Origin of the sequence: Microbispora sitophila, assembly GCF_014892245.1 — a bacterium.
In the GTDB taxonomy this organism is placed as follows: Bacteria; Actinomycetota; Actinomycetes; order Streptosporangiales; family Streptosporangiaceae; genus Microbispora; species Microbispora siamensis.
On record NZ_JADBGC010000026.1, the window covers coordinates 121,991 to 143,429 of the forward strand.

Consider the following 21,439-nt stretch of genomic DNA (forward strand, 5'->3'; position numbering starts at 1 on the left):
GCTTATCCGCCGCTCACGTACTCGACCGACGCGTCGAGCAGCCACTCCGTGACGTACGCCGCGAAGGACGAGCGGACCAGCAGGCGGAAGCCGTCCTCACCGGCGACCAGGACGACTCCCGCCCTGGCCAGCATGGTCTGGGCGCACCGGCCCGGGCCGAACACCCGGGGGTGCAGGTCCAGCGCGCAACCGTGGGCCAGCACGTCCCGCGCCCGGTCCCCGGCGACCACCAGGGTGGTGCGCTGGGCCGACACGTCGACGACCGAGACGTGCTCGCCGTCCGCCGCCTCGATGAGGCGCTCAACCAGGCCTCGAGCGGCGCCGTCGGGGCCGACCACCAGCCACTCGTCGGGCCCGAGCCACAGCACCTCCAGGTCGCCGTCGCCCGCCGTGGTGCCGGGCTCCACCGGCAGCGGCACGCCGATGGCCGTCCCGATGCGCTCCGCCGCCGGGCTCTTGGGGTCCACCCGGAGGTTGATCTGGGTCAGGAAGGGGATCTCGGCCAGGCGCAGGCCGCCGCCCGCGCTCGCCGCCTCGAACCTGGCCGCGAACGCCGCGGCGGAACTCCTGCGCTCAGCCGTCAGCTCAGCCATCGATTCAGCCACAGAATCAGCCATCGCGGCGCGCTCCTTCCGGGTCGTACAGGACGTGGGAGGTCACGGTGACGGGCACCAGGTCCGCCCCGACCGGCGCGTACAGCCGCTCACCGACCCGCTCGCGCCCGCCGCTCACCAGCGCGAGCGCGAACGTACGGCCGAGCGCGGCGCTGCGGTAGCTGGAGGTGACGAAGCCGAGCGTGGGGACCGGCGGCTCGGGCAGCGCCGAGGTCTCCACGAGGTGGGCGCCCTCGGGCAGCAGCACGCCGGGGTCCTCGGGCAGCAGGCCGACCAGGTGCTTACGGTCGGGCCTGGAGGTGTCCGCCCGCGTGTAGGACCGTTTGCCGATGAAGTCGGCCTTCTTCTTCGAGACGATCCACTCCATGCCGAGGTCCTGCGGCGTGACGGTGCCGTCGGTGTCCTGGCCGACGATCGGGAACCCCTTCTCCGCGCGCAGCACGTGCATGGTCTCGGTGCCGTACGGCGTGACCTCGCCGGACGCCATGACCGCCGTCCACAGGGCGAGCCCGAACCAGGAGGAAACGTTGATCTCGTAGGCCAGCTCGCCGGAGAAGCTGATCCGGCAGACCCGCGCCTCGATCCCGGCCACCTCGGTATCCCGCCACGTCATGAACGGGAAGCTGTCGTTGCCCACCGCGAGGCCGGGCGCGAGCCGCGCCAGCACCTCGCGGGAACGCGGCCCGACGAGCGCCACGGTCGCCCACTGCTCGGTGACCGAGGTGCAGCGGACCCGCAGGTCCGGCCACTCGGTCTGCAGCCACTCCTCCATCCAGTCGAGCACGGCCGCCGCGTTGCCGGTGGTCGTGGTGACGAGGAAGCGGTCGTCCGCCAGGCGGATGACGGTGCCGTCGTCGAAGACCATGCCGTCCGGGCGGCACATCACGCCGTAGCGGATGAAGCCGACCTTGAGCGTGCTCATCATGTTCGTGTAGAGCCGGTCGAGGAACACCGCCGCGTCGGGGCCGATCACATCGATCTTGCCGAGCGTGGAGGCGTCCATCGCCGCCACGTCCTCGCGCGCCGCCCGGCACTCGCGCAGCACGGCGGCCTCCATGTCCTCGCCCGGACGGGGGTAGTACCAGGGCCGCTTCCACTGGCCGACGTTCTCGAACAGCGCCCCGCGCGCGACGTGCCACTCGTGCATCGCGGTGACGCGCACCGGGTCGTGCAGCGGCCCCCGGTCGCGGCCCGCCAGCGCGGCGAACGAGACCGGCGTGTACGGCGCGCGGAACGTCGTGGTCCCGAGTTCGGCGACGTCGACGCCGAGCGCGTGCGCCACGACGCCGCTGGTCAGCAGCCCGGACGTCTTACCCTGGTCGTGAGCCGTGCCGGCGGTGGTGTAGCGCTTGACGTGCTCGACCGAGGTGAGCCCCGCGCCGGTCGCGCGCAGGACCTCCGCCACGGTCACGTCCCGCTGCAGGTCCACGAAGTGCGCACTGTAATCGCCGGCCTCCACGAGCCACAGGTGCTCGGCGGGCGCGGCGGCGGGCTCCTCCTCGGCGGCCGGCAGGCGATGGCCGGACGGCACGGCGAACCCGGCGGCCGCCAGCGCGCGGCGGCCCGCCTCGGCGCCGTCCTCCAGGCAGGCCCGCAGCGTGCGGACGCCCCCGGCGAACCCGGCGGCCTCCACCGCCTGGCGGGTCTCGCCCGGCGTGAACGCGCCCAGTTCCTCGTCGTAGCGCAGCGTGCCCCCGGCCTGGCTGAACAGGTGCACCACCGGCGTCCAGCCGCCCGACACGAGCAGCAGGTCGGCGGGGATCTCCCGCACTCCGCCACCCTCGCCCTGTGTTTCCGAGCGGGGGGCGATCTCGACCGAGGAGACCTCGCCCTCGCCCTTCGCGGCGGTGACCACGTGCCCGGTCAGGACCTCGATGCCACGCTCGGCGCAGCGGGCGGCCCACGCCTCGCCGGGAGCCTGCCGTACGTCGGCGATCGCGGCGATCTCGACCCCGGCGTCGGCGAGGTCGAGCGCCGCCGCGTACGCGCTGTCGTTGGTGGTGAACACGACCGCCCGGCGCCCGGGCAGGACGCCGTAGTGGTTCGCGTACGTGCGGGCCGCGCCGGCCAGCATCACACCGGGCAGGTCGTTGCCCGCGAAGGCGACGAACCGCTCGTGGCCGCCGGTCGTCAGCACCACGCGCGTGGCCCGGATCCGCCAGACGCGCTCGCGCGCCGTCTCGGCGGGTGCCTGGGCGCCCAGGTGGTTCGTCCGGCGCTCCACCGCGATGACGTAGTTGTCGTCGTAGTGACCGACCACCGTGGTGCGGCGCAGCACGCGCACCTCCGGCAGGGCGGCCAGCGCGGCGGCCTCCTCGGACGCCCACTCGCGGCCCGGCCTGCCGTCCAGCGTCTCGGTCGTGCCGAGCAGGCTGCCGCCCGGCTCGGGCCGTTCGTCGGCGAGGATCACCCGCGCCCCGGCCCGCGCGGCCACGCCCGCGGCGGCGATGCCGGCCGGTCCCGCGCCGACCACGAGCACGTCGCAGTGCGCGTGCACGGCGTCATAGCGTGCCGGGTCGGGCCGGTCGGCCAGCCTGCCCTGTCCCGGCAGGCCCGTGGCGACCAGGCCGTCGTACAGCTCGACGGTCGTCGCCTGGAGCATGGGCTCGGGGAAGGGCTCCTCGATCTGGACGAGCGCGTTCGGCTCCTCGCAGCCCGCGGCGTACACGCCGCGCGGACGGCCGAGCTTGACGCTGCTCGCCACCGCGCGCACGCCGTTGGCGAGCAGCGCCGAGGCCAGCGTGTCGCCCTCCAGGCCCTCGTACTCCCGGCCGTCGAACCGGAAGCGCAGGACCCGCCCGGTCGCCCCCTCGCGGCGGTACGGCTGCGTGCCGGACGTGCTGATTCGCTCGGCAGAGCTGCTGGTTCGCTCGCTGCGCTCGCTCATGCACTCACCGGCCGCGGCTCGCCCGTCCGGTAGACGGCGTGGATCTCGTTGGTGGCGGTATCGCGTACGGCGTTGAACCAGCGGCGGCATCCGGCGGTGTGGCTCCATCGCTCCGCGAACAGGCCCTTGGGGTTGTCGCGGAAGAACAGGTAGCGGGCCCACTCCTCGTCGGAGAGGGCGGGCGGGTCCTCCGGATAGGCGACGTGGGCCTGCCCCCCGTAGTGGAACTCGGCCTCGTCCCGCGGCCCGCACCACGGGCAGGGAATCAGCAGCATTGGCACTCCGAGACAATCAGTGGGCGACGGCGGCGGCGCCGTGCTCGTCGACGAGCTTGCCGGTCGTGAACCGGTCGAGCGAGAAGGGGGCGTTGAGCGGGTGGGGCTCGCCGGTGGCCACCGTGTGGGCGTAGCACCAGCCGACGCCCGGGGTGGCCTTGAACCCTCCGGTGCCCCAGCCGCAGTTGACGTACAGGTCCTCGACGGGGGTGAGGCCGACGACGGGCGAGGCGTCGGGGGTCACGTCCACCACACCGCCCCAGGTTCGCAGCACGTGCGCCCGGGCGAAGACCGGGAACAGCTCCAGCGCGGCCGACATCTGCCTCTCGATGATGTGGAACGCCCCGCGCTGGCGGTAGGAGTTCGCCGCGTCGATGCCCGCGCCCATGACCAGTTCGCCCTTGTGCGCCTGGCTCACGTACACGTGGACCGCGTTGGACATGACCACGGTGGGGTGCACCGGCTCCAGCAGCTCCGACACCAGCGCCTGCAGCGGGTGGCTCTGCAGCGGCAGCGACACCCCCGCGTACCCGGCGACGACCGACGAGTGCCCGGCGGCGGCGAGCGCGACCTTGTTGGCGGCGATGGGGCCGCGGGTGGTCCGGACGCCGGTGACCCGGCCGTCGCGCACGTCGAGGCCGGTCACCTCGCAGTGCTCGATCATGTCGACCCCGAGGTCGGCCGCCGCCTTGGCGAAGCCCCACGCCACGTAGTCGTGCTTGGCGATGCCGGCCCGGGGCTGGTAGGTGCCGCCGAGCACCGGGTAACGCACGTCGGGCGAGATGTCGACGATCGGGCAGACCTCCTTGACCTGCTCCGGCGTCAGCCACTCGGCGTCCACGCCGTTGAGCCGGTTGGCGTTGACCCGGCGCACGCTGTCGCGCACGTCCTGCAGGCTGTGCGCCAGGTTGAGCACGCCGCGCTGGCTGAACAGCAGCGGGTAGCCGAGGTCCTCCTCCAGGCCTTCCCACAGCTTCAGCGCGTGCTCGTAGATGCCCGCGCTCTCGTCCCACAGGTAGTTCGACCGGATGATGGTGGTGTTGCGGGCCATGTTGCCGCCCGCGAGCCAGCCGCGCTCCAGCACCGCGACGTCGGTGATCCCGTGGTTCTTGGCCAGGTAGTAGGCCGTGGCCAGGCCGTGGCCGCCGCCGCCGACGATCACGACGTCGTACGCGCGCTTCGGCTCGGCCGAGCGCCACAGGAGGTCGGGGTGGTCGGGCAGATCCGCCCCCGGAGTTCTGTGCCCCTGACTGCTGCGGCTCACTGAGACTCCCCGATACCCGGGTAGAGAGGGTGCTTGGCGGCGAGGGCCTCGACCCGGGCGCGCAGCGCCGTCAGGTCCGCGCCGGGACGCAGCACCCGGGCGATCACGTCGGAGACCTCCTCGAACTCGGAACGGGCGAAGCCGCGGGTGGCCAGGGCCGGGGTGCCGATCCGCAGCCCCGAGGTGACCATCGGGGGCCGGGGGTCGAACGGCACCGCGTTGCGGTTGACCGTGATCCCGGCCTCGTGGAGCCGGTCCTCGGCCTGCCGGCCGTCCAGCTCGGATTCGCGCAGGTCCACCAGCACCAGGTGGACGTCCGTCCCGCCGGACAGCACCCGTACGCCCGCCTCGGCGGCGTCGGGCGCGAGCAGCCGGTCGGCGAGGATCCGCGCGCCCTCCAGCGTGCGGCGCTGCCGGTCGCGGAACCACTCGCCCGCCGCGATCTTGAACGCGACCGCCTTGGCCGCGATGACGTGCTCAAGCGGGCCGCCCTGCTGGCCGGGGAACACCGACGAGTTGATCTTCTTGGCGAGCTCCTCGGTGGACAGGATCACGCCGCCCCTGGGCCCGCCGAGCGTCTTGTGGGTGGTCGTGGTGACGACGTGCGCGTGCGGGACCGGCGACGGGTGCAGCCCCGCCGCGACCAGCCCGGCGAAGTGCGCCATGTCCACCATCAGGTAGGCCCCGACCTCGTCGGCGATGCGCCGGAAGGCGGCGAAGTCGAGGTGCCGGGGGTAGGCCGACCAGCCCGCGATGATCAGCTTGGGCCGGTGCTCGCGGGCGAGCCGCTCGACCTCGTCCATGTCCACGAGATTGTCGCTCTCGCGCACGTGGTAGGCCACGACGTTGTAGAGCCGCCCGGAGAAGTTGATCCGCATGCCGTGGGTGAGGTGGCCGCCGTGCGCGAGGTCGAGGCCGAGGATCGTGTCGCCCGGCTCCAGCAGCGCCGACATCGCCGCCGCGTTGGCCTGCGCCCCCGAGTGGGGCTGCACGTTGGCCGCCTCGGCGCCGAACAGCGCCTTGACCCGGTCGATCGCAAGCTGCTCGATCACGTCGACGTGCTCACAGCCGCCGTAGTAACGCCTGCCGGGGTAGCCCTCGGCGTACTTGTTGGTGAGCACCGAGCCCTGCGCCTGCATCACCGAGACGGGCGCGAAGTTCTCCGAGGCGATCATCTCCAGCGTGGACCGCTGGCGGCGCGTCTCCTCGCCGATCGCCGCCGCGACCTCCGGGTCGGCCTCGGCGAGCGGCGCGTCCATCACAGATTCGTTCAATTCAGTCCTTTCGGGCACGTCAGCTGCGCAGCCGTTCCATGGCGGGGTCGAAAAGGGGCTCCTCGGCGACCGCGGCGGTCACCCTCCGGTCGAAGTAGCCGATCTCCAGCGTCCGTCCGGGCGTCGCGAGCTCGGCGGGCAGCCAGGCGTAGGCGATGCCCTTGCCGATCGTGTAGCCGAAGGCCGCGCTGGTGACGTAGCCGACGCTCCTGTCGCCGTCGTACACCGGCTCCCTGCCCATGACCACCTGCGCGGGGTCGTCGATGGTCAGACAGGTGAGGCGGCGGCGCACGTTCTCCTTGCGCCGCTCCAGCGCCTCGCGGCCGATGAAGTCGCCCTTGTCCGTCTTCACCGCGAACCCGAGTCCGGCCTCGTACGGGTCGTGCTCGAAGGTCATGTCGGTGCCGAAGGACCTGTAGCCCTTCTCCAGCCGCAGGCTCGCGAAGGCGCCGCGCCCACCGGCGAGGATGCCGTGCTGCTGCCCGGCCTCCCAGAGCGTGTCCCACAGCTTGGCGCCCAGGTCGGCGGTGGTGTAGAGCTCCCAGCCCAGCTCGCCGATGTACGACAGCCGCAGCGCGGTGACCGGCACGGTGCCGATGTACGCCTTCTTCGCCCGGAAGTAGCGGAAGCCCTGGTTGGAGAAGTCGGCGTCGGTCAGCGGCTGGACGAGGTCGCGGGCGCGGGGGCCCCAGACGCCGAGACAGCAGGTGCCGGCCGTGATGTCGCGGACCATGACCGAGCCGTCCGGGGGCAGGTGCCGGTGGAACCAGTCGAGGTCGAGGTTGCCGTTGGCGCCGACCTGGAACACGTCGCGGCCCAGCCGGGCGACGGTCACGTCGCTGCGGATGCCGCCGTCCTCGTCGAGCAGCAGGCAGTAGGCCACCGAACCGACCGACTTGTCCATCTGGCCGGTCGTCAGCCGCTGCAGGAAGGCGAGGGCGCCGGGGCCCGCGACCTCCAGCCGCTTCAGCGCGGTCATGTCGTACAGCGCGACGGACTCGCGGGACGCCTGGGCCTCCGCGCCGACGATCGGCGACCAGTAGCGCGCCGCCCAGTCGTTGGGCGTGGGGATGTCGCGGCCCTCCAGTAGGCGGGCGTTGGCGCCATACCACTGCGGCCGCTCGTAGCCGACGGCCTCCAGGAAGAAGGCGTCCAGCTCGCGCTGCCGGGTGTGGAAGGGGCTGAGGCGCACCGGCCGCGGCTCCTCCATCGGCTGGAGCGGGTGGATGATGTCGTAGACCTCGACGAAGTTCTGGCAGTCGCGGGCCAGCACGTAGTCGGGCGCGAGCTGGTGCGGCTCGAACCGGTTGACGTCGCATTCGTGCAGATCGAACGAGCTGCAGTGGCCGTCGACCAGCCATTCGGCCATCGCCTTGCCGACGCCGGCGGAGTGGGTCACCCAGACCGCCTCGGCGACCCAGAAGCCCTTCACGTCCGGCGACTCGCCCATCAGCGGCATGTGGTCCTGCGTGAAGGAGAACAGTCCGTTGATGCCCTCGTCGATCTTCGCCGCGCGGGTGCCGGGCAGCAGCCGCCGGGTCTCGGTCCAGGCGTCCTCGAAGTCCTCGGGGGTGAACGTGAGCACCGACGGCATGACCTCGGCCTCGTCCACGGACAGCAGGTCCTCGGGGCTGACCGGCATCGGCCGGTGGCCGTAGTAGCCGATGCCGATGCCGTCGAACCGCTGGCGGTAGTAGAGGTCGGCGTCCTGGTGGCGCAGGATCGGCAGCGTCGCCTCCTCCTCGCGTCCGGCGAGGTCGGGCACCTGGCCGGTCCAGGCGAGCTGATGTGCGAGCGGGGTCAGCGGCAGCGGCATGCCGACCATGCCGGCGACCTTCGGGCCCCAGATGCCGGCGCAGCAGACCACGACGTCGGCGGGGATCTCGCCCTGGCCGGTCACCACGCCGGCCACCCGGCCGTCCTCGGTGCGGACGTCGAGCACCTCGTGCCGCTCCAGCACCCGTACGCCGCGCGACCGCGCCCGCCTGAGCTGCGCGTCGACCGCGCGTACGGCCTTGGCGAGACCGTCGGTGGGGATGAACAGGCCGCCCAGCACGGCGCCAGGGTCGATCAGGGGGTGGTGCTCGGCGCACTCGGCGGGGGTGAGCAGGCGTGACTCGACACCCCAGGACGTGGCCCAGCCGTGCCTGCGGTGCAGCTCGGCGAGCCGTTCGGGGGTGGTCGCGACCTCCAGCCCGCCGACCTGCAGGAAGCAAGGCTCGCCGTCGAGGTCGAGCGAGCAGAGCTTCTCGACGGTGTAGCGCGCCATCTCGGTCATGGTCTTCGACCCGTTGATCTGGAAGACCAGTCCCGGGGCGTGTGAGGAGGAGCCCCCGGTCGCGGGCACCGGGCCCTGGTCGACCACGGTGACGTCCGTCCAGCCCCGGGCCGACAGCTCGTCGGCGAGCGCCGCACCGACGACGCCTGCTCCGATGATGACGACGCGCGGGCCCGTCATACCCACCTCCGGTGTTGCACCTTGTTGCGTAATTTGCAACATCATGCGCTTAACGCAACAAGCGTGACGCGTCAAATAGTGGGTGTCAAGAACCAAAAACAGGGCCGGGCGCCGACCAGGGGGAAGATCGGCGCCGGGCGCGGAGCGGCTACGTTCCCGCTCCAAACCATCCCATTCGGGCAGATACCTCGCGAGCCGCCACCATGACCTGCTCCGCTACGGCGGCGATCGACGTTTCGGGCATCCGGAAGGTCGGGCCTGACGCGCTGAGCGAGGCCACGACGGAGCCGTCCGCGCCCAGGACGGGCGCCGCGACCGCGCTCAGGCCGTCCTCCAGTTCGTCCACCGCCGTCGCGTACCCACGACGGCGCACCTCGCCGAGTTCCGCGCGCAGCCGCCCGGGATCGGTGACGGTCCGCGTGGCGAGGACGGGCAGCCCGGCCTCGATCACCTCCTCGCACAGCGCGGCGGGCGCGTGCGCGAGCAGGACCTTGCCGTTGGACGTCGCATGCAGGGGGATCCGCCGACCCACCCACTGGTGCAGCTGAAGCGCCGACGGCCCGGCGACCTGGTCGACGTACAGGGCCTCCCGGCCGGCGAGGACGGCCACGTTGACGGTCTCCCCCACGGCGCGGGCGAGCGCCGGCGTGACGGCGCGACTCTCGCGCACCAGATCCAGCCGCGCACTGGTCGCCCCGGCGAGCCTGACCACGCCGACGCCGAGCCGATATCTGCCGCGGTCGTTGTCCTGCTCGACCAGATCGTGGCTCTCCAGCGTCGCCACCAGGCGGAACGCGGTGGACCTGTGCACGCCGAGACTGGCCGCGAGCTCGCTGACGCCGAGCTCGCCGTCCCGGGCGAGCAACTTCAGGATGGTGAGTGCGCGGTCGACGGACTGTACGGTCGCTCCGTCACTCGACCCGTTGCTCATGGCACAACTCTACGCGGATTACGCATCAAGCTCTTGACCTGTCTCATCGGACGGGTTCTACGGGGTGCCGTTCCACCACGTGCCCGTCACCCCCGGCACCAAGCCCGAAGCCGAGCAGCGCGTCCGCCAGGCGCACGAGCGCGGCGTCAAGCTGATCGGCACGACCGCGCACTACGTCACCGCCGACCTCGACGAGGGGCCGATCATCGAGCAGGACGTGGCGTGTGTGGACCACTCGCTCGACCCGGGCGAACTCGTCACCGTGGGCCGCGACGTGGAGGCGCAGGTGCTGGCCAGGGCCGTACGCTGGCACAGCGAGAACCGCGTGCTCCTCAACGGCGACCGCACCGTCGTCTTCCGCTGACCCCCCTCACCGTCGAGTACATTCACGGACGCTCGGGAGCACCGAGCAGGCCGCGGTTGTACCCCTCCGCGACCGCGGCCGCACGGTCGTTGACGTCGAGCTTCGCATAAATGTTGAGCAGGTGCGTCTTGACCGTGGCCTCGGTGATGAACAGCCGGGCGGCCGCCTCCCGGTTGGTGTGCCCGGTCGCGACCAGGCGCAGCACCTCCAGCTCGCGCTGGCTCAACGGGCCGGTCGACGGCGCCGGGGTGCGCAGACGGCTCATCAGGCGGGCGGCGACCGACGGAGACAGCGCGACCTCGCCGCGGGCGGCCGCGCGTACGGCGCGCAGCAGCTCGTCTCGCGGCGCGTCCTTGAGCAGGTAGCCGGTGGCGCCGGCCTCGATCGCGGGCAGCACGTGGCTGTCCGTGTCGTAGGTGGTCAGCACCAGCACCCGGGCCGGCACACCGCGCCGGGTCAGCTCGCAGATCGCGGTGACGCCGTCCATGCCGGCCATCCGCAGGTCCATCAGGATCACGTCCGGCCCGAGCGCCTCGGCCATTCGGACCGCCTCGGCCCCGTCCGCGGCCTCGCCGACCACCGTGAACTCGGGGTCTCGGGCGAACATGCTGCTCAGCCCGTCCCGTACCACCGGGTGGTCGTCGGCGATGAGCAGCTTGATCGGGTCAGTCACGAACGCACCTCCGGCGCCTCGGCGGGCAGGCAGGCCGAGATCCCCGTCCCACCCCCCACCTCCGATTCGATCTGCAACGTGCCCGACAACGCCTCGATCCGCTGCCGCATCGCCACCAACCCGAAGCCCCCGTCGCGCTCGATCTGGGCGGTCGGGTCGAAGCCGCGGCCGTCATCGCGGACGTCGAGGGCCACCTGCTGGTCCATGTAGGAAAGGGTGAGACCGACGCGGGTGACGGTGTCGGCATGCTTGGCGACGTTGGCCAAGGCCTCTTGGGCGACCCGTAACAGGGCGACCTCGGCCTCCGGGCGCATCGTGCGGGTTTCGCCGGTGACGGTGACCTGAGCCTGGATGCTGTGGCGGGCCGACCACTTGGCCGCCACCTCGGTGACGGCGTCGGCCAGGCGGCCGGTCTCCAGCGGCTCCGGGCGCAACTCGTTCACCGAGCGCCGCGCCTCGGTCAGGCCCTCCCGGGCCAGCGCGGTCGCCGCCGCGTGGTGCCGGCGCCACGCGGCCGGGTCGTCCGCCGCGTGCTCGGCGGCCTGCAACTGGGTGACGATGCCGGTCAGGCTCTGGGCCAGCGTGTCGTGGATCTCCCGAGCCATCCGGGCCCGCTCGTCCAGGACGCCGGCGGCGCGGGCCTGCTCCACCAGCCGTTCCTGCAGCGCGGCGTTTTCGGCCAGCGCCGCGGCCAGCCGCGCGTTGGCCTCCCGGGCCTCGCGCAGCGCCGCCTCCCGGGCATCGTAGTACCGCGCGCCGATCTCGCCCATCCAGGCCAGCAGGCACATCGGCGCGATGTTGACGACCAGGATCCCCAGGTACTCGAGGCGTCCGACCCAGGAGCCGGTGTCCAGGCCGGCCGACTGTGCCGTGCCGGCCACCACCGCGACGCCGGCGACGAAGTACAGCTCGCGCGGCCAGCCGATGATCCGGTACGCGTAGAAGTACAGCGCCGGTGTGTACAGGCCGAACCACGGGTTGCGCAGGACCATGACCAGCCCGAACACAATAAGGCCCGCCAGGAAGACGCCCATCACGCCGATCCGGTCGCGCCACGCCGGGTGCACCGTGAAGAGCGCCAGGCTCCACACCGCGGCCGCCGCACAGAGCACGAGGTCGATGGCGAGGGAGCCGGGCTGGTCGTGCTTGAAGGCGATGGTCAGGGCGGCCATGACGGCCAGCAGCACATAGGGGACCACGGTGACCATGGGCCGGAACCGCTGTTCCCAGCCCGCCGGCCCGGCCATCTGCCAACTCTGCATCGCGTACCTACTCCCAGCGGAACAACCTAGCCGCCGCCCCGACCGCCCACGCGAGCAACGTGACCAGAGCGAGCTCGATCACCGCACTCACGGCCGGACCACCGGGCGCCGGTTGATCTGCACCACCACGGCCAGCAGGAGCAGGCCGCAGACGCCCTGCTCGAGCTTGAACCAGAGCGGGAACATGCCGGGCAGCGCGATGATCACCACGATCGCGACCAGCATGACCGCGGTGACGACGCGCAGCCGCAGCAGCATCCGGCGGTCGCCGCGGGCCGCCCGGACCGCGAAGAACAGCGTGAGCAGCGAGCCGGCGGCGACGAGCGCACCGCGGACCCAGACCGCGGTGGTGACCATCGTCGCGTCGTGCCGAAACACGATCGTCGCCATCAGTGCCAGCAGGCTGACCGCGGCGTACCCGCTGATCAGCCAGATCACATTGCGCATGTCAGTGTGCCTCCGTCTTCTCGCTCGCCGACGGGAATCAGCGTCGCAACGGAGGCACCCCGTACGGATCGCCCGATCTCCCGAGCGGGCGGTGGAATCGGCGACTCGCCCACGCGGTGGAGCGAATCCACCGATCGGTGGATTCAGGGGCGTGGAAGCAGGGCGGGCGACCGCACCTTCGTCTTCCGCTGACCTCCGGCCGCGGGCTCACCGGCCGGCCGGCTGCCGGATGGTCCCGGCCCCCGGGTTGTGGTCGGGGCCGGGCTCGGTGAAGCGCTGCCGCCCCAGCACCGCGAGCAGCCGCAACTTCTCGTACCCCTCGGTACGGGGAGGAGCGGTGAGGACGAGCAGCGCCTGCGACTGGTCCTCGGTGAACAACACCTGGCAGTCCAGTTCGATCGGGCCGAGTTCGGGATGGATGAGTGTCTTGTGGTCCTCGAAGCGCTTGGCCACCTCGTGCCGCTCCCACAGCTCGGCGAACTCGGCGCTCGCCTTCTGCAGGGCGCGTACGAGATCGCCCGCCCGCGACTGCGCGCCCATCGAGCCGTGGGCGGCACGCAGGTTCGCGACCAGGGCGCGGCTCTGCCGGTCGCGGTCGTCCTCGGGGTAGCGCAGCCGTTCCGACGGGTCGGTGAACCACCGGTAGATCTCGCTGCGGGCCAGGCCCGAGAAGCCCGACCTGTCGCCGAACAGCGCCTCGGCCATCCGGTTCTGCACGAGCGTCTCGCCCAGGGCGGACAGGATGAGCGCGGGAGTGTCGTCGAGGCGGTCCAGCACCCGCAACAGCGCGGGGGCGACGTGCGTCGCGGCCGACATCGACGCCGGGGCGTTGTGCCCGGCGATCTGGAACAGGTAGTCGCGCTCGTCGTTCGTCAGCCGCAGCGCCCGGGCGAGCGAGGCGAGCATCTGCACGCTGGGCTGCGGGCCGCGCTGCTGCTCCAGCCGCGTGTAGTAGTCGGCCGACATCACGGCGAGGGCCGCCACCTCCTCGCGCCGCAGCCCGCGGGTCCGGCGGCGCGCACCCTCGGAGAGCCCGACGTCCTCGGGCCGCAGTGCCTCGCGGTGCCGGCGCAGGAAGTCCGCCAGTGTCGCACGATCCATGTGTTCGATTATGTCCGTTCGTCACCCGGGGCTTCAGGGACGAGCGGGGGATCGCCGATCCCCCGATAATTGGTCTCTGCACCCGTGACGGCCGAGCGGCCAGTCTGGGCTCATGCAGATCTCCGGAAACACCGTCTTCATCCCCGGCGCGACCAGCGGCATCGGTCTCGCCCTCGCCCTCGCGCTGCGGGACAGGGGGAACACCGTCATCGTCGGCGGCCGGCGCACCGACCTGCTGGAGCGGATCGCCGCGGAGCACCCCGGCATCGGCACGGTGAGGATTGACACGACGGACGCGGAAAGCATCCTGGCCGCCGCGAAGCAGGTGCTGACCGACCACCCGAACCTCAACGTCCTGGTCACGATGGCCGGCATCATGCGTGTCGAGGACTGGCACCGGCCGGAGTCGTTCCTGGCCTCCGCCGAGTCCGTCCTGACGACCAACGTGCTCGGCCCGATCCGGCTCATCGCCGCGTTCATCGAACATCTGCGGGCGCAGCCGGACGCCACGATCATCACCGTCTCCTCTGGTCTGGCGTTCACGCCGCTCAAGGCCACCCCCAGCTACAACGCCTCAAAGGCCGCGATCCACATGCTGAGCGAGTCGATCCGGCTGCAGCTCGCCGACACCAGCGTGAAGGTCATGGAACTCGAGCCGCCGTCCGTCCGCACCGCGCTGCTGCCCGGCCAGGAGGACAACGAGCTGGCGATGCCACTGGAGGAGTTCGTGGCGGAGGTGATGGCACTCCTTGAGGCCCGGCCCGACGCGAAGGAGATCCAGGTCGAACGCGTCAAGTTCCTGCGCTACGGCGAGGCGCGCGGCGACTACGACCAGGTCGTCGCGACACTCAACGGCACCGACCCGCACGGGAATTGAGATCCCCTATACGCACCCAGCGCACCATAGGATCTTCCTGGGAATCCGGCGACGCCTCAGCTCAGGGTTGCGTCAGGCGCTACAGTCCCGCTATGAGCAACGACGCTTCCGCCGCCAGGGCCGAGGCCAACGGCGGCGGCGTGCAGTCCGTGGACCGGGCGATCAGCATCATGGAGATCCTCGCCGACCGCGGTGAGGCGGGGGTCACCGAGATCGCCGCCGAGATCGAGGTTCACAAGTCGACCGCGTTCCGCCTGCTGGGCGCGCTGGAGGCGCGCGGGCTCGTCGAGCAGACCGAGGACCGCGGCAAGTATCGTCTCGGCTTCGGGCTCGTCCGCCTCGCCGGCAGCGTCTCCATGCGGATGGACGTCACCCAGCAGAGCAGGCCCGTCTGCCAGCGCCTGGCGGAGGAGATCGGCGAGACGGTGAACATCGCCGTCCTGCGCTCGCACTACGCGGTCAACCTCGACCAGGTGCGCGGCCCCTCCGCCGTCACCGCCTACAACTGGGTGGGTCAGCTCACGCCCCTGCACGCGACGTCGAGTGGCAAGGTCCTGCTGGCGTACGTGGACCGGCAGCGCCGCGAGGACCTGCTGCGCGCCGCGGGTCTGCGGCGCTACACGCCGGGCACGGTGACCTCGGTGGAGGACCTGGAGCGCGAGCTGGCGGAGGTGCGCGAGCGCGGCTACGCGCTGACGCTGGAGGAGCTGGAGGTGGGCCTGAACGCGCTCGCCGCCCCCGTCCGCTCCTTCGGCGGAGAGGTCGTGGCGGCGGTCAGCGCGTCCGGGCCCGCCTACCGGTTCAGCGAGGGGCGCATGCGGGAGCTGGCCCCCGTCCTCGTCAAGGGAGCCGAGGAGATCAGTCACCGCCTCGGCGGCTAGCCCTTCTCCCCCGCCGCACGCCGCAGCCGTACGACGACGCTCTTGGACGTGGGCGTGTTCGACGTCTCCGCCACCGAGTCCAGAGGCACCAGCACATTGGTCTCCGGGAAGTACGCCGCGCAGCAGCCGCGCGCCGTCGGATAGGCGACGGCCCGGAACCCCTCGGCGACGCGCTCGCCGTCCGGCCACTCGCTGATGAGGTCGAGCATGTCACCGTCGGCGAGACCACGCTCGGCCAGGTCGTCGGGGTGCACGAACACCACTCGCCGCCCGTTGGCGATGCCGCGGTAGCGGTCGTTCAGCCCGTAGATCGTGGTGTTGTACTGGTCGTGGCTGCGCACGGTCTGCAGCAGGAGGCGGCCCGGCGGCACGCGCAGCACCTCCAGCGGGTTGACCGTGAAATTCGCCTTGCCCGTGGCTGTGGGGAAGCGGCGCTCGTCGCGCGGCGCGTTCGGCAGGAGGAAGCCGCCCGGCCTGCGCACTCTCGCGTTGAAGTCGTCGAACCCGGGCACCACCCGCTGGATGCGCTCCCTGATCGCGTCGTACCCGGCCTCGAAGTCGGCCCACGGCACGTGCGGGTCGTCACCGAGCAACTCCCGGGCCAGCCGGCACACGATCGCCACCTCCGACAGCAGCGCGTCCGACGCCGGGCGAAGCCGTCCGCGTGAGGCGTGCACCGCGCCCATCGAGTCCTCGACCGTGACGAACTGCTCGCCGCCCGCCTGGACGTCCCGCTCGGTGCGGCCGAGCGTGGGCAGGATGAGCGCCTGCTCGCCGCACACCGCGTGCGACCGGTTCAGCTTGGTGGACACCTGCACGGTGAGCCGGCAGCGGCGCAGGGCCGCCTGCGTCGCGGCGGTGTCCGGCGTCGCGGAGACGAAGTTGCCGCCCATGGCGAAGAACACCCTGGCGTCCCCGTCGCGCATGGCGCGGATGGCCTCCACGGTGTCGTGGCCGTGCTCCCGCGGCGGCGGGAAGCCGAACTCCTTCTCCAATGCGTCGAGGAACTCGGGTTTGGGCTTCTCGTAGATGCCCATCGTCCGGTCGCCCTGCACGTTGGAGTGCCCGCGTACGGGACACACGCCCGCGCCGGGACGTCCCACGTTGCCGCGCAGCAGCAGGAAGTTGACGACCTCCCTGATCGTCGGGACCGACTTGCGGTGCTGGGTGAGGCCCATCGCCCAGCAGACCACGACCGAGCGGGCGGCCAGCACGTCGCGGGCCGTCTCCTCGATCTCCGCGCGGGTCAGCCCGGTCGCCTCCAGCACCTCGGTCCAGTCGAGCCCGCGTACGTGCTTCTCCCAGGCGTCGAACCCGTGCGTGTGCGCCTCGACGAACTCGCGGTCCACCACCGTGCCGGGCGCGGCGTCCTCGGCTTCGAGCAGGAACAGCGACAGCGCCTGGAACAGCGCGAGGTCGCCGCCCAGCCGGATCTGCAGGAACCGGTCGGACAGCGCCGTCCCCGTCCCGGCGAGGCCGGAGGGCCGCTGCGGGTTGCGGAAGCGCATCAGCCCCGCCTCCGGCAGCGGGTTGACCGCCACGATCCGGGCGCCGTTGCGCTTGGCCCGCTCCAGCGCGGTGAGCATGCGCGGGTGGTTGGTGCCGGGGTTCTGGCCGACCACGAAGACGAGGTCGGCCCGGTGCAGGTCCTCCAGCAGCACCGTCCCCTTGCCGATGCCGAGCGTCTCGGTCAGCGCCGAGCCGCTCGACTCGTGGCACATGTTGGAGCAGTCGGGCAGGTTGTTGGTGCCGAACCGGCGGACGAGAAGCTGGTAGGCGAAGGCGGCCTCGTTGGAGGTGCGGCCGGAGGTGTAGAAGACGGCCTGGCCGGGGTGGTCGAGCGCGCGCAGTTCGCGCGCGACGACGCCGAAGGCGTCCTCCCACGAGATCGGCTCGTAGCGGTCCGAGCCCGCCGGCTTGTACATCGGCTCGGTGAGCCGGCCCTGCTGGCCCAGCCAGTAGTCGCTGCGCCGGGCCAGTTCGTCCACCGGGTGCTCGGCGAAGAAGTCGCGGGTGACCCTGCGGACCGTCGCCTCCTCGGCCACCGCCTTCGCGCCGTTCTCGCAGAACTCTGCGGGACTGCGGTGGCCGTCGCCCTCGGGCCAGGCGCATCCCGGGCAGTCGAAGCCGGACTTCTGGTTGACCCGCAGCAGGGTCAGCACCGTCCGCCCCGCGCCCATCTGCCGGTACGCCGTGCCGAGCGCGTGGCCGACCGCCGGGACCCCGCCCGCCCAGTTCTTGGGCGGGCGAATCTCCAGGCGTTCGTCTCCGACGTCCTCCCGAGGGGCCTTACGCGTCACGCCGCATCTCCTCCGAACTCACTCGCCGAGCCTGCCACGAACCCAATCATGGAACAGGCCGATGTGGTGCTCGCTCGGCACCAGCACGCCGCCCTTGGCGTACGTGCGGGAGCTCATCGAGGGCTGGGTGCGCTCGCAGGCGTCGAAGTCCTGCTCGTTGACCCGGTGGAACAGCTCCACCGATCGGCTGATGTCCTTGCCCTCGGCCACGACCTCCGGCAGGTAGAGCCAGTCGCACTCCACCACTGTACGGTCGACGGCCAGCGGGAACATCCGGTGGATGATCACATGGTCGGGCACCATGTTGACGAACACCTGCGGCTTGATCGTGATCGCGTAGTAGCGCCGGTCCTGATCCTCGCTGATGGTCGGGATGCGGTCGAGCCCCTCGGAGCCGTCGACCGTGAACCCCTGGATGTCCTCGCCGAACAGCGCGCCGTGGCCCACGTAGTACTGCGCCGCGTAGCCGTCCGCGAACTCCGGCAGCACCTCGGTCAGCTCGGGGTGGATGGTCGCACAGTGGTAGCACTCCATGAAGTTCTCGACGATGAGCTTCCAGTTCGCCTTCACGTCGTACACGATCCGGCGGCCGAGCGCCAGGTTGGCGACGTCGTAGTTGTCGAGGGAGGCCACGTCGCCGAGACGGGTGCGCACCTCGCCGAGCACGGTGTCCTCGAACGACGGCGGCTCGTCGGCCAGGCAGACCCACACGTAGCCCAGCCACTCCCGCACCGCCACGTTGACGAGGCCGTACTCGACCCGGTCGAGGTCGGGCATCTTGGTGAGGTTGGGGGCCGCGATGAGCTTGCCCTCCAGGTCGTACGTCCAGGCGTGGTACGGGCACTGGAAGGCCCGCTTCACCTCGCCGGACTCCTCCGTGCAGATCCGGGCGCCGCGGTGGCGGCAGACGTTGTAGAACGCGCGGATCGAGTTGTCCCGCGCCCGGGTGATCAGAATGCTCTCGGTGCCGACCTGGACGGTCCTGAACGCCCCGGGCTTCGGCAGGTCGGCGGCCCGCACCGCGCAGAACCACATCGACTCGAAGATGCGCTTCTGCTCCGACGCGAAGACCTGGGGGTCGGTGTAGTGCTCGCCCGGCAGCGTGGCCATCAGGCTGGGGGGCAGGCTCGTGGTGCTCACTTTGGCTCCTGGTGGTCGTGCGCAGTGGTCCTGCGTAGCGCGTCGCGGATCTGAGATGGTCAGGGGGAAGCCGGTCAGAGTGCGGAGAGCCGATCAGAGCACCACGACGGAACGCAGCACCTCGCCGTGGTGCATCTTCTCGAAGGCCGCCTCGACGTCCTCCAGCGCGATCGTCTCGGTGACGAACGCGTCCAGGTCGAGCCGTCCCTGCCGATAGAGGGAGACGAGCATGGGGAAGTCGCGGCTGGGCAGGCAGTCGCCGTACCAGGAGGACTTGAGCGCGCCGCCGCGGCCGAAGACGTCGAGCAGCGGCAGTTCGAGCTGCATCTCCGGCGTCGGCACGCCGACGAGCACGACGGTCCCGGCCAGGTCGCGGGCGTAGAACGCCTGCTTGTACGTCTCGGGACGGCCCACCGCCTCGATCACGACGTCGGCGCCGAACCCGCCGGTCAGCTCGCGGATCGCCTCCACCGCGTCGGTCTCGCGGGAGTTCACGGTGTGGGTGGCGCCGAAACGCCGGGCCCAGTCGAGCTTGCGGTCGTCCACGTCCACCGCGATGATCGTCCGGGCTCCGGCCAGGTGCGCGCCCGCGACGGCCGCGTCGCCCACGCCGCCGCAGCCGATGACGGCGACGGAGTCACCACGGGTCACCCCGCCGGTGTTGATGGCCGCACCGAGCCCCGCCATGACCCCGCAGCCGAGCAGGCCGACCGCGACCGGCGACGCGCCCGGGTCGACCTTCGTGCACTGGCCGGCCGCCACGAGCGTCTTGTCGGCGAACGCGCCGATCCCGAGCGCCGGGGACAGCGGGGTGCCGTCGGCCAGCGTCATCTTCTGTGTGGCGTTGTGGGTGGCGAAGCAGTACTGCGGGCGTCCGCGCAGGCAGGCGCGGCAGGCGCCGCAGACCGCGCGCCAGTTGAGGATGACGAAGTCGCCGGGGGCGACGTCGGTCACCCCCTCGCCGACGGCCTCGACCACACCGGCCGCCTCGTGTCCGAGGAGGAACGGGAAGTCGTCGTTGATGCCGCCCTCGCGGTAGTGCAGGTCGGTGTGGCACACCCCGCAGGCCTGCACGGCCACGAGTGCCTCACCCGGCCCCGGGTCGGGGACGACGACGGTCTCCAGGGTGACCGGCTGTCCCTTGCCCCTCGCGACGACCCCGCGGACTTCGTGCGCCATGTCTCTCTTTCCCTCGATCAGTCAGCGTGCATTAGTTGTGCAAGACGGAACACATAGCACTATGCGCAACAGACTGAGGCCGTGCTGGGCCACTGTCAAGAGGTGGCGTGAGGGTTGTCGCCTGCCGGTCAGGCCGCCCGCGAGCTCCGTCGTGACCGAGCGAGCCGGAGGGGCGCGCCGGTGTCTGAAGACTGAGGAGTGCGCGGGAGCGAAGCGACCAAGCACGAGGAGGAAGTGTTCATGGCGCGCCTCCGGCACGACCACCGGATAAGAGCGCCCCGACGAGCGAAGCGGGAAACACGTCAGCGGAGGCCCTGCTCCAGCTGGGTGACGACCGGGGCGAGCAGGTCGTTCAGCTCCCGTACGAGGACCGCGAGGGCGCGGTGCGCCGTCTCGGCCAGGTCGTGCGCGGGCCCGTCCGGCGCGGCGGGCAGGTCGTCCAGCGGCACCGGGGCGTCCACGAGCAGGGTCGGACGCAGATAGGGGACCTTCGCGAGGTCCTGCTCGGCGGGCTCGACGAACTGGCCGAAGATCTCCGGCCAGTCCCGCCAGCCGCGGTCGCGCCACCAGTCACGCGACACCGTCAGCGCGGCCGGCGGCGGAGAGACGATCGCGACGCGTGCCGTCAGCGACCCGTCCCAGGTGTTGCGCTCGCAGGAGGCCGACAGGATCCGCCGGTGCCAGCGCACGAACCCCGGCGAGGTCAGGGGTGGGGTGGCGATCCGCCAGGCCGCGCACGCGAACGCGACCGGGGCGATGTCACCCCACACCCCCTCGAACTCGCCGATGTTCTCCCACACGCGCTCGGAGTAGTGGCTGACGCCGTCACGGGCGCGTTCGCGGTCGGATCGGCCGTCGATCCAGAACGCCTGCTGGCCGGCCATGCGCCGGAATCAGCCGTTCGACGCGGCGGTGGTCGGCGCGGCGACGGCGGCAGGCGCGGTCTCGCCGGCGAAGGTGAACTTCGCCGCGTCGCCTTCGCCCTCGACGTCGATCTTGACGACCTGGCCGGGCCGCAGCTCGCCGTAGAGGATCTTCTCCGACAGCGTGTCCTCCAGCTCCCGCTGGATCGTGCGCCGCAGCGGACGGGCGCCCATCACCGGGTCGTACCCGCGGTCGGCCAGCACCTGCTTGGCCGTAGAAGACACCTCCAGGCCCATGTCGCGGTCCTTCAGACGCTCGGCCACCTGGGCGAGCATCAGGTCCACGATCTGGATGATCTCCTTGGGCGTGAGCTGGTGGAAGACCACGATGTCGTCGACGCGGTTGAGGAACTCGGGCCGGAAGTGCTGCTTGAGCTCCTCTTGCACCTTGCCCTTCATCCGCTCGTAGGTGCTCTCCTCGTCGTTGGCCTTCGCGAAGCCCAGCCCCACGGCCTTGGAGATGTCCCGGGTGCCGAGGTTGGTCGTCATGATGATGACGGTGTTCTTGAAGTCCACCACCCGGCCCTGGGCGTCGGTCAGGCGACCGTCCTCCAGGATCTGCAGCAGCGAGTTGAAGATGTCCGCGTGC

Annotated in this window: 18 protein-coding genes and 1 pseudogene; 3 read left to right on the forward strand and 16 right to left on the reverse strand. The window is 71.5% G+C overall.

All coding sequences use genetic code 11. The features are described 5' to 3' along the window. Positions 1-2 precede the first annotated feature (2 nt). The 7 genes from IL992_RS36535 to IL992_RS36565 form a co-directional block, all read right to left on the reverse strand. A complete protein-coding gene (locus IL992_RS36535; protein WP_226874415.1) occupies positions 3-617 on the reverse strand; it encodes a sarcosine oxidase subunit gamma in 615 nt (204 codons plus the stop codon). Continuing rightward, positions 610-3,501, reverse strand: a complete 2,892-nt coding sequence (locus tag IL992_RS36540; RefSeq protein ID WP_226874416.1) for a 2Fe-2S iron-sulfur cluster-binding protein — start codon at positions 3,499-3,501, stop codon at positions 610-612. Before IL992_RS36540 ends, IL992_RS36535 begins: the two co-directional genes overlap by 8 nt. Further along, complete coding sequence (locus IL992_RS36545; protein ID WP_193207877.1) at positions 3,498-3,776, reverse strand: sarcosine oxidase subunit delta; 279 nt, start codon at positions 3,774-3,776, stop codon at positions 3,498-3,500. Before IL992_RS36545 ends, IL992_RS36540 begins: the two co-directional genes overlap by 4 nt. A gap of 16 nt (positions 3,777-3,792) precedes the next feature. Beyond that, on the reverse strand, positions 3,793-5,040 hold the full coding sequence (locus tag IL992_RS36550; RefSeq protein WP_193207878.1) for a sarcosine oxidase subunit beta family protein: 1,248 nt from the start codon (positions 5,038-5,040) through the stop codon (positions 3,793-3,795). Next, a complete protein-coding gene (gene glyA, locus IL992_RS36555) occupies positions 5,037-6,299 on the reverse strand; it encodes a serine hydroxymethyltransferase (RefSeq protein WP_193207903.1) in 1,263 nt (420 codons plus the stop codon). Before glyA ends, IL992_RS36550 begins: the two co-directional genes overlap by 4 nt. A 34-nt stretch (positions 6,300-6,333) precedes the next feature. Beyond that, a complete protein-coding gene (locus IL992_RS36560) occupies positions 6,334-8,772 on the reverse strand; it encodes a GcvT family protein (RefSeq protein ID WP_193207879.1) in 2,439 nt (812 codons plus the stop codon). Positions 8,773-8,920: 148 nt separating this feature from the next. Then, positions 8,921-9,703 (reverse strand): IclR family transcriptional regulator, encoded by a 783-nt coding sequence (locus IL992_RS36565; protein ID WP_193207880.1) that lies wholly within the window; start codon positions 9,701-9,703, stop codon positions 8,921-8,923. 58 nt (positions 9,704-9,761) lie between these two features. On the opposite strand from IL992_RS36565, the pseudogene IL992_RS36570 reads away from it, so the two are divergent. Beyond that, a pseudogene (locus IL992_RS36570) lies at positions 9,762-10,067 on the forward strand (formyltransferase family protein); the annotation flags it as partial. Positions 10,068-10,089: 22 nt separating this feature from the next. On the opposite strand, the gene IL992_RS36575 reads toward IL992_RS36570, so the two are convergent. The 4 genes from IL992_RS36575 to IL992_RS36590 form a co-directional block, all read right to left on the reverse strand. Beyond that, positions 10,090-10,740, reverse strand: a complete 651-nt coding sequence (locus IL992_RS36575; protein ID WP_193207882.1) for a response regulator — start codon at positions 10,738-10,740, stop codon at positions 10,090-10,092. Next, complete coding sequence (locus IL992_RS36580; protein WP_193207883.1) at positions 10,737-11,987, reverse strand: sensor histidine kinase; 1,251 nt, start codon at positions 11,985-11,987, stop codon at positions 10,737-10,739. The genes IL992_RS36575 and IL992_RS36580 overlap by 4 nt, the downstream gene beginning before the upstream one ends. Before the next feature lie 102 nt (positions 11,988-12,089). Then, the gene (locus IL992_RS36585; protein WP_193207884.1) at positions 12,090-12,449 is read right to left on the reverse strand and encodes a hypothetical protein; all 360 of its coding nucleotides are present in this window, start codon (positions 12,447-12,449) and stop codon (positions 12,090-12,092) included. A 207-nt stretch (positions 12,450-12,656) separates the two neighbouring features. Next, positions 12,657-13,550, reverse strand: coding sequence for a helix-turn-helix transcriptional regulator (locus tag IL992_RS36590; RefSeq protein ID WP_193207885.1), 894 nt, complete (start codon positions 13,548-13,550; stop codon positions 12,657-12,659). A 112-nt stretch (positions 13,551-13,662) separates the two neighbouring features. Here IL992_RS36590 and IL992_RS36595 point away from each other — a divergent pair, with 112 nt between their 5' ends. Further along, positions 13,663-14,427, forward strand: a complete 765-nt coding sequence (locus tag IL992_RS36595; protein WP_193207886.1) for an SDR family oxidoreductase — start codon at positions 13,663-13,665, stop codon at positions 14,425-14,427. Positions 14,428-14,519: 92 nt separating this feature from the next. Continuing rightward, positions 14,520-15,308, forward strand: a complete 789-nt coding sequence (locus IL992_RS36600) for an IclR family transcriptional regulator (protein WP_226874417.1) — start codon at positions 14,520-14,522, stop codon at positions 15,306-15,308. Here the strand turns inward: IL992_RS36600 and IL992_RS36605 are convergent. From IL992_RS36605 to IL992_RS36625, 5 genes are all read right to left on the reverse strand, one after another. After that, entirely contained in the window at positions 15,305-17,608 is a 2,304-nt protein-coding gene (locus IL992_RS36605) for an FdhF/YdeP family oxidoreductase (RefSeq protein ID WP_193207887.1), read from the reverse strand. The genes IL992_RS36600 and IL992_RS36605 overlap by 4 nt on opposite strands. An 18-nt stretch (positions 17,609-17,626) precedes the next feature. After that, the gene (locus IL992_RS36610; RefSeq protein ID WP_226874462.1) at positions 17,627-18,718 is read right to left on the reverse strand and encodes an aromatic ring-hydroxylating oxygenase subunit alpha; all 1,092 of its coding nucleotides are present in this window, start codon (positions 18,716-18,718) and stop codon (positions 17,627-17,629) included. Positions 18,719-18,841: 123 nt separating this feature from the next. Further along, positions 18,842-19,927 (reverse strand): S-(hydroxymethyl)mycothiol dehydrogenase, encoded by a 1,086-nt coding sequence (locus IL992_RS36615; RefSeq protein ID WP_193207889.1) that lies wholly within the window; start codon positions 19,925-19,927, stop codon positions 18,842-18,844. 302 nt (positions 19,928-20,229) lie between these two features. Next, positions 20,230-20,811, reverse strand: a complete 582-nt coding sequence (locus IL992_RS36620; protein ID WP_193207890.1) for a hypothetical protein — start codon at positions 20,809-20,811, stop codon at positions 20,230-20,232. A 9-nt stretch (positions 20,812-20,820) separates the two neighbouring features. Beyond that, positions 20,821-21,439 (reverse strand): AAA family ATPase (locus IL992_RS36625; RefSeq protein WP_193207891.1); only part of this gene is annotated, 619 nt, incomplete at its 5' end.

Excerpts from the sequence above, each read along its gene's own strand:
- IL992_RS36615 (WP_193207889.1), bottom strand. The coding sequence starts at position 19,927 with ATGGCGCACGAAGTCCGCGGGGTCGTCGCGAGGGGCAAGGGACAGCCG.
- IL992_RS36595 (WP_193207886.1), top strand. The coding sequence starts at position 13,663 with ATGCAGATCTCCGGAAACACCGTCTTCATCCCCGGCGCGACCAGCGGC.
- IL992_RS36600 (WP_226874417.1), top strand. The coding sequence starts at position 14,520 with ATGAGCAACGACGCTTCCGCCGCCAGGGCCGAGGCCAACGGCGGCGGC.
- IL992_RS36560 (WP_193207879.1), bottom strand. The coding sequence starts at position 8,772 with ATGACGGGCCCGCGCGTCGTCATCATCGGAGCAGGCGTCGTCGGTGCG.
- IL992_RS36565 (WP_193207880.1), bottom strand. The coding sequence starts at position 9,703 with ATGAGCAACGGGTCGAGTGACGGAGCGACCGTACAGTCCGTCGACCGC.
- glyA (WP_193207903.1), bottom strand. The coding sequence starts at position 6,299 with ATGGACGCGCCGCTCGCCGAGGCCGACCCGGAGGTCGCGGCGGCGATC.
- IL992_RS36585 (WP_193207884.1), bottom strand. The coding sequence starts at position 12,449 with ATGCGCAATGTGATCTGGCTGATCAGCGGGTACGCCGCGGTCAGCCTG.
- IL992_RS36545 (WP_193207877.1), bottom strand. The coding sequence starts at position 3,776 with ATGCTGCTGATTCCCTGCCCGTGGTGCGGGCCGCGGGACGAGGCCGAG.
- IL992_RS36620 (WP_193207890.1), bottom strand. The coding sequence starts at position 20,811 with ATGGCCGGCCAGCAGGCGTTCTGGATCGACGGCCGATCCGACCGCGAA.
- IL992_RS36610 (WP_226874462.1), bottom strand. The coding sequence starts at position 18,718 with ATGGCCACGCTGCCGGGCGAGCACTACACCGACCCCCAGGTCTTCGCG.
- IL992_RS36590 (WP_193207885.1), bottom strand. The coding sequence starts at position 13,550 with ATGGATCGTGCGACACTGGCGGACTTCCTGCGCCGGCACCGCGAGGCA.
- IL992_RS36580 (WP_193207883.1), bottom strand. The coding sequence starts at position 11,987 with ATGGCCGGGCCGGCGGGCTGGGAACAGCGGTTCCGGCCCATGGTCACC.
- IL992_RS36535 (WP_226874415.1), bottom strand. The coding sequence starts at position 617 with ATGGCTGATTCTGTGGCTGAATCGATGGCTGAGCTGACGGCTGAGCGC.
- IL992_RS36540 (WP_226874416.1), bottom strand. The coding sequence starts at position 3,501 with ATGAGCGAGCGCAGCGAGCGAACCAGCAGCTCTGCCGAGCGAATCAGC.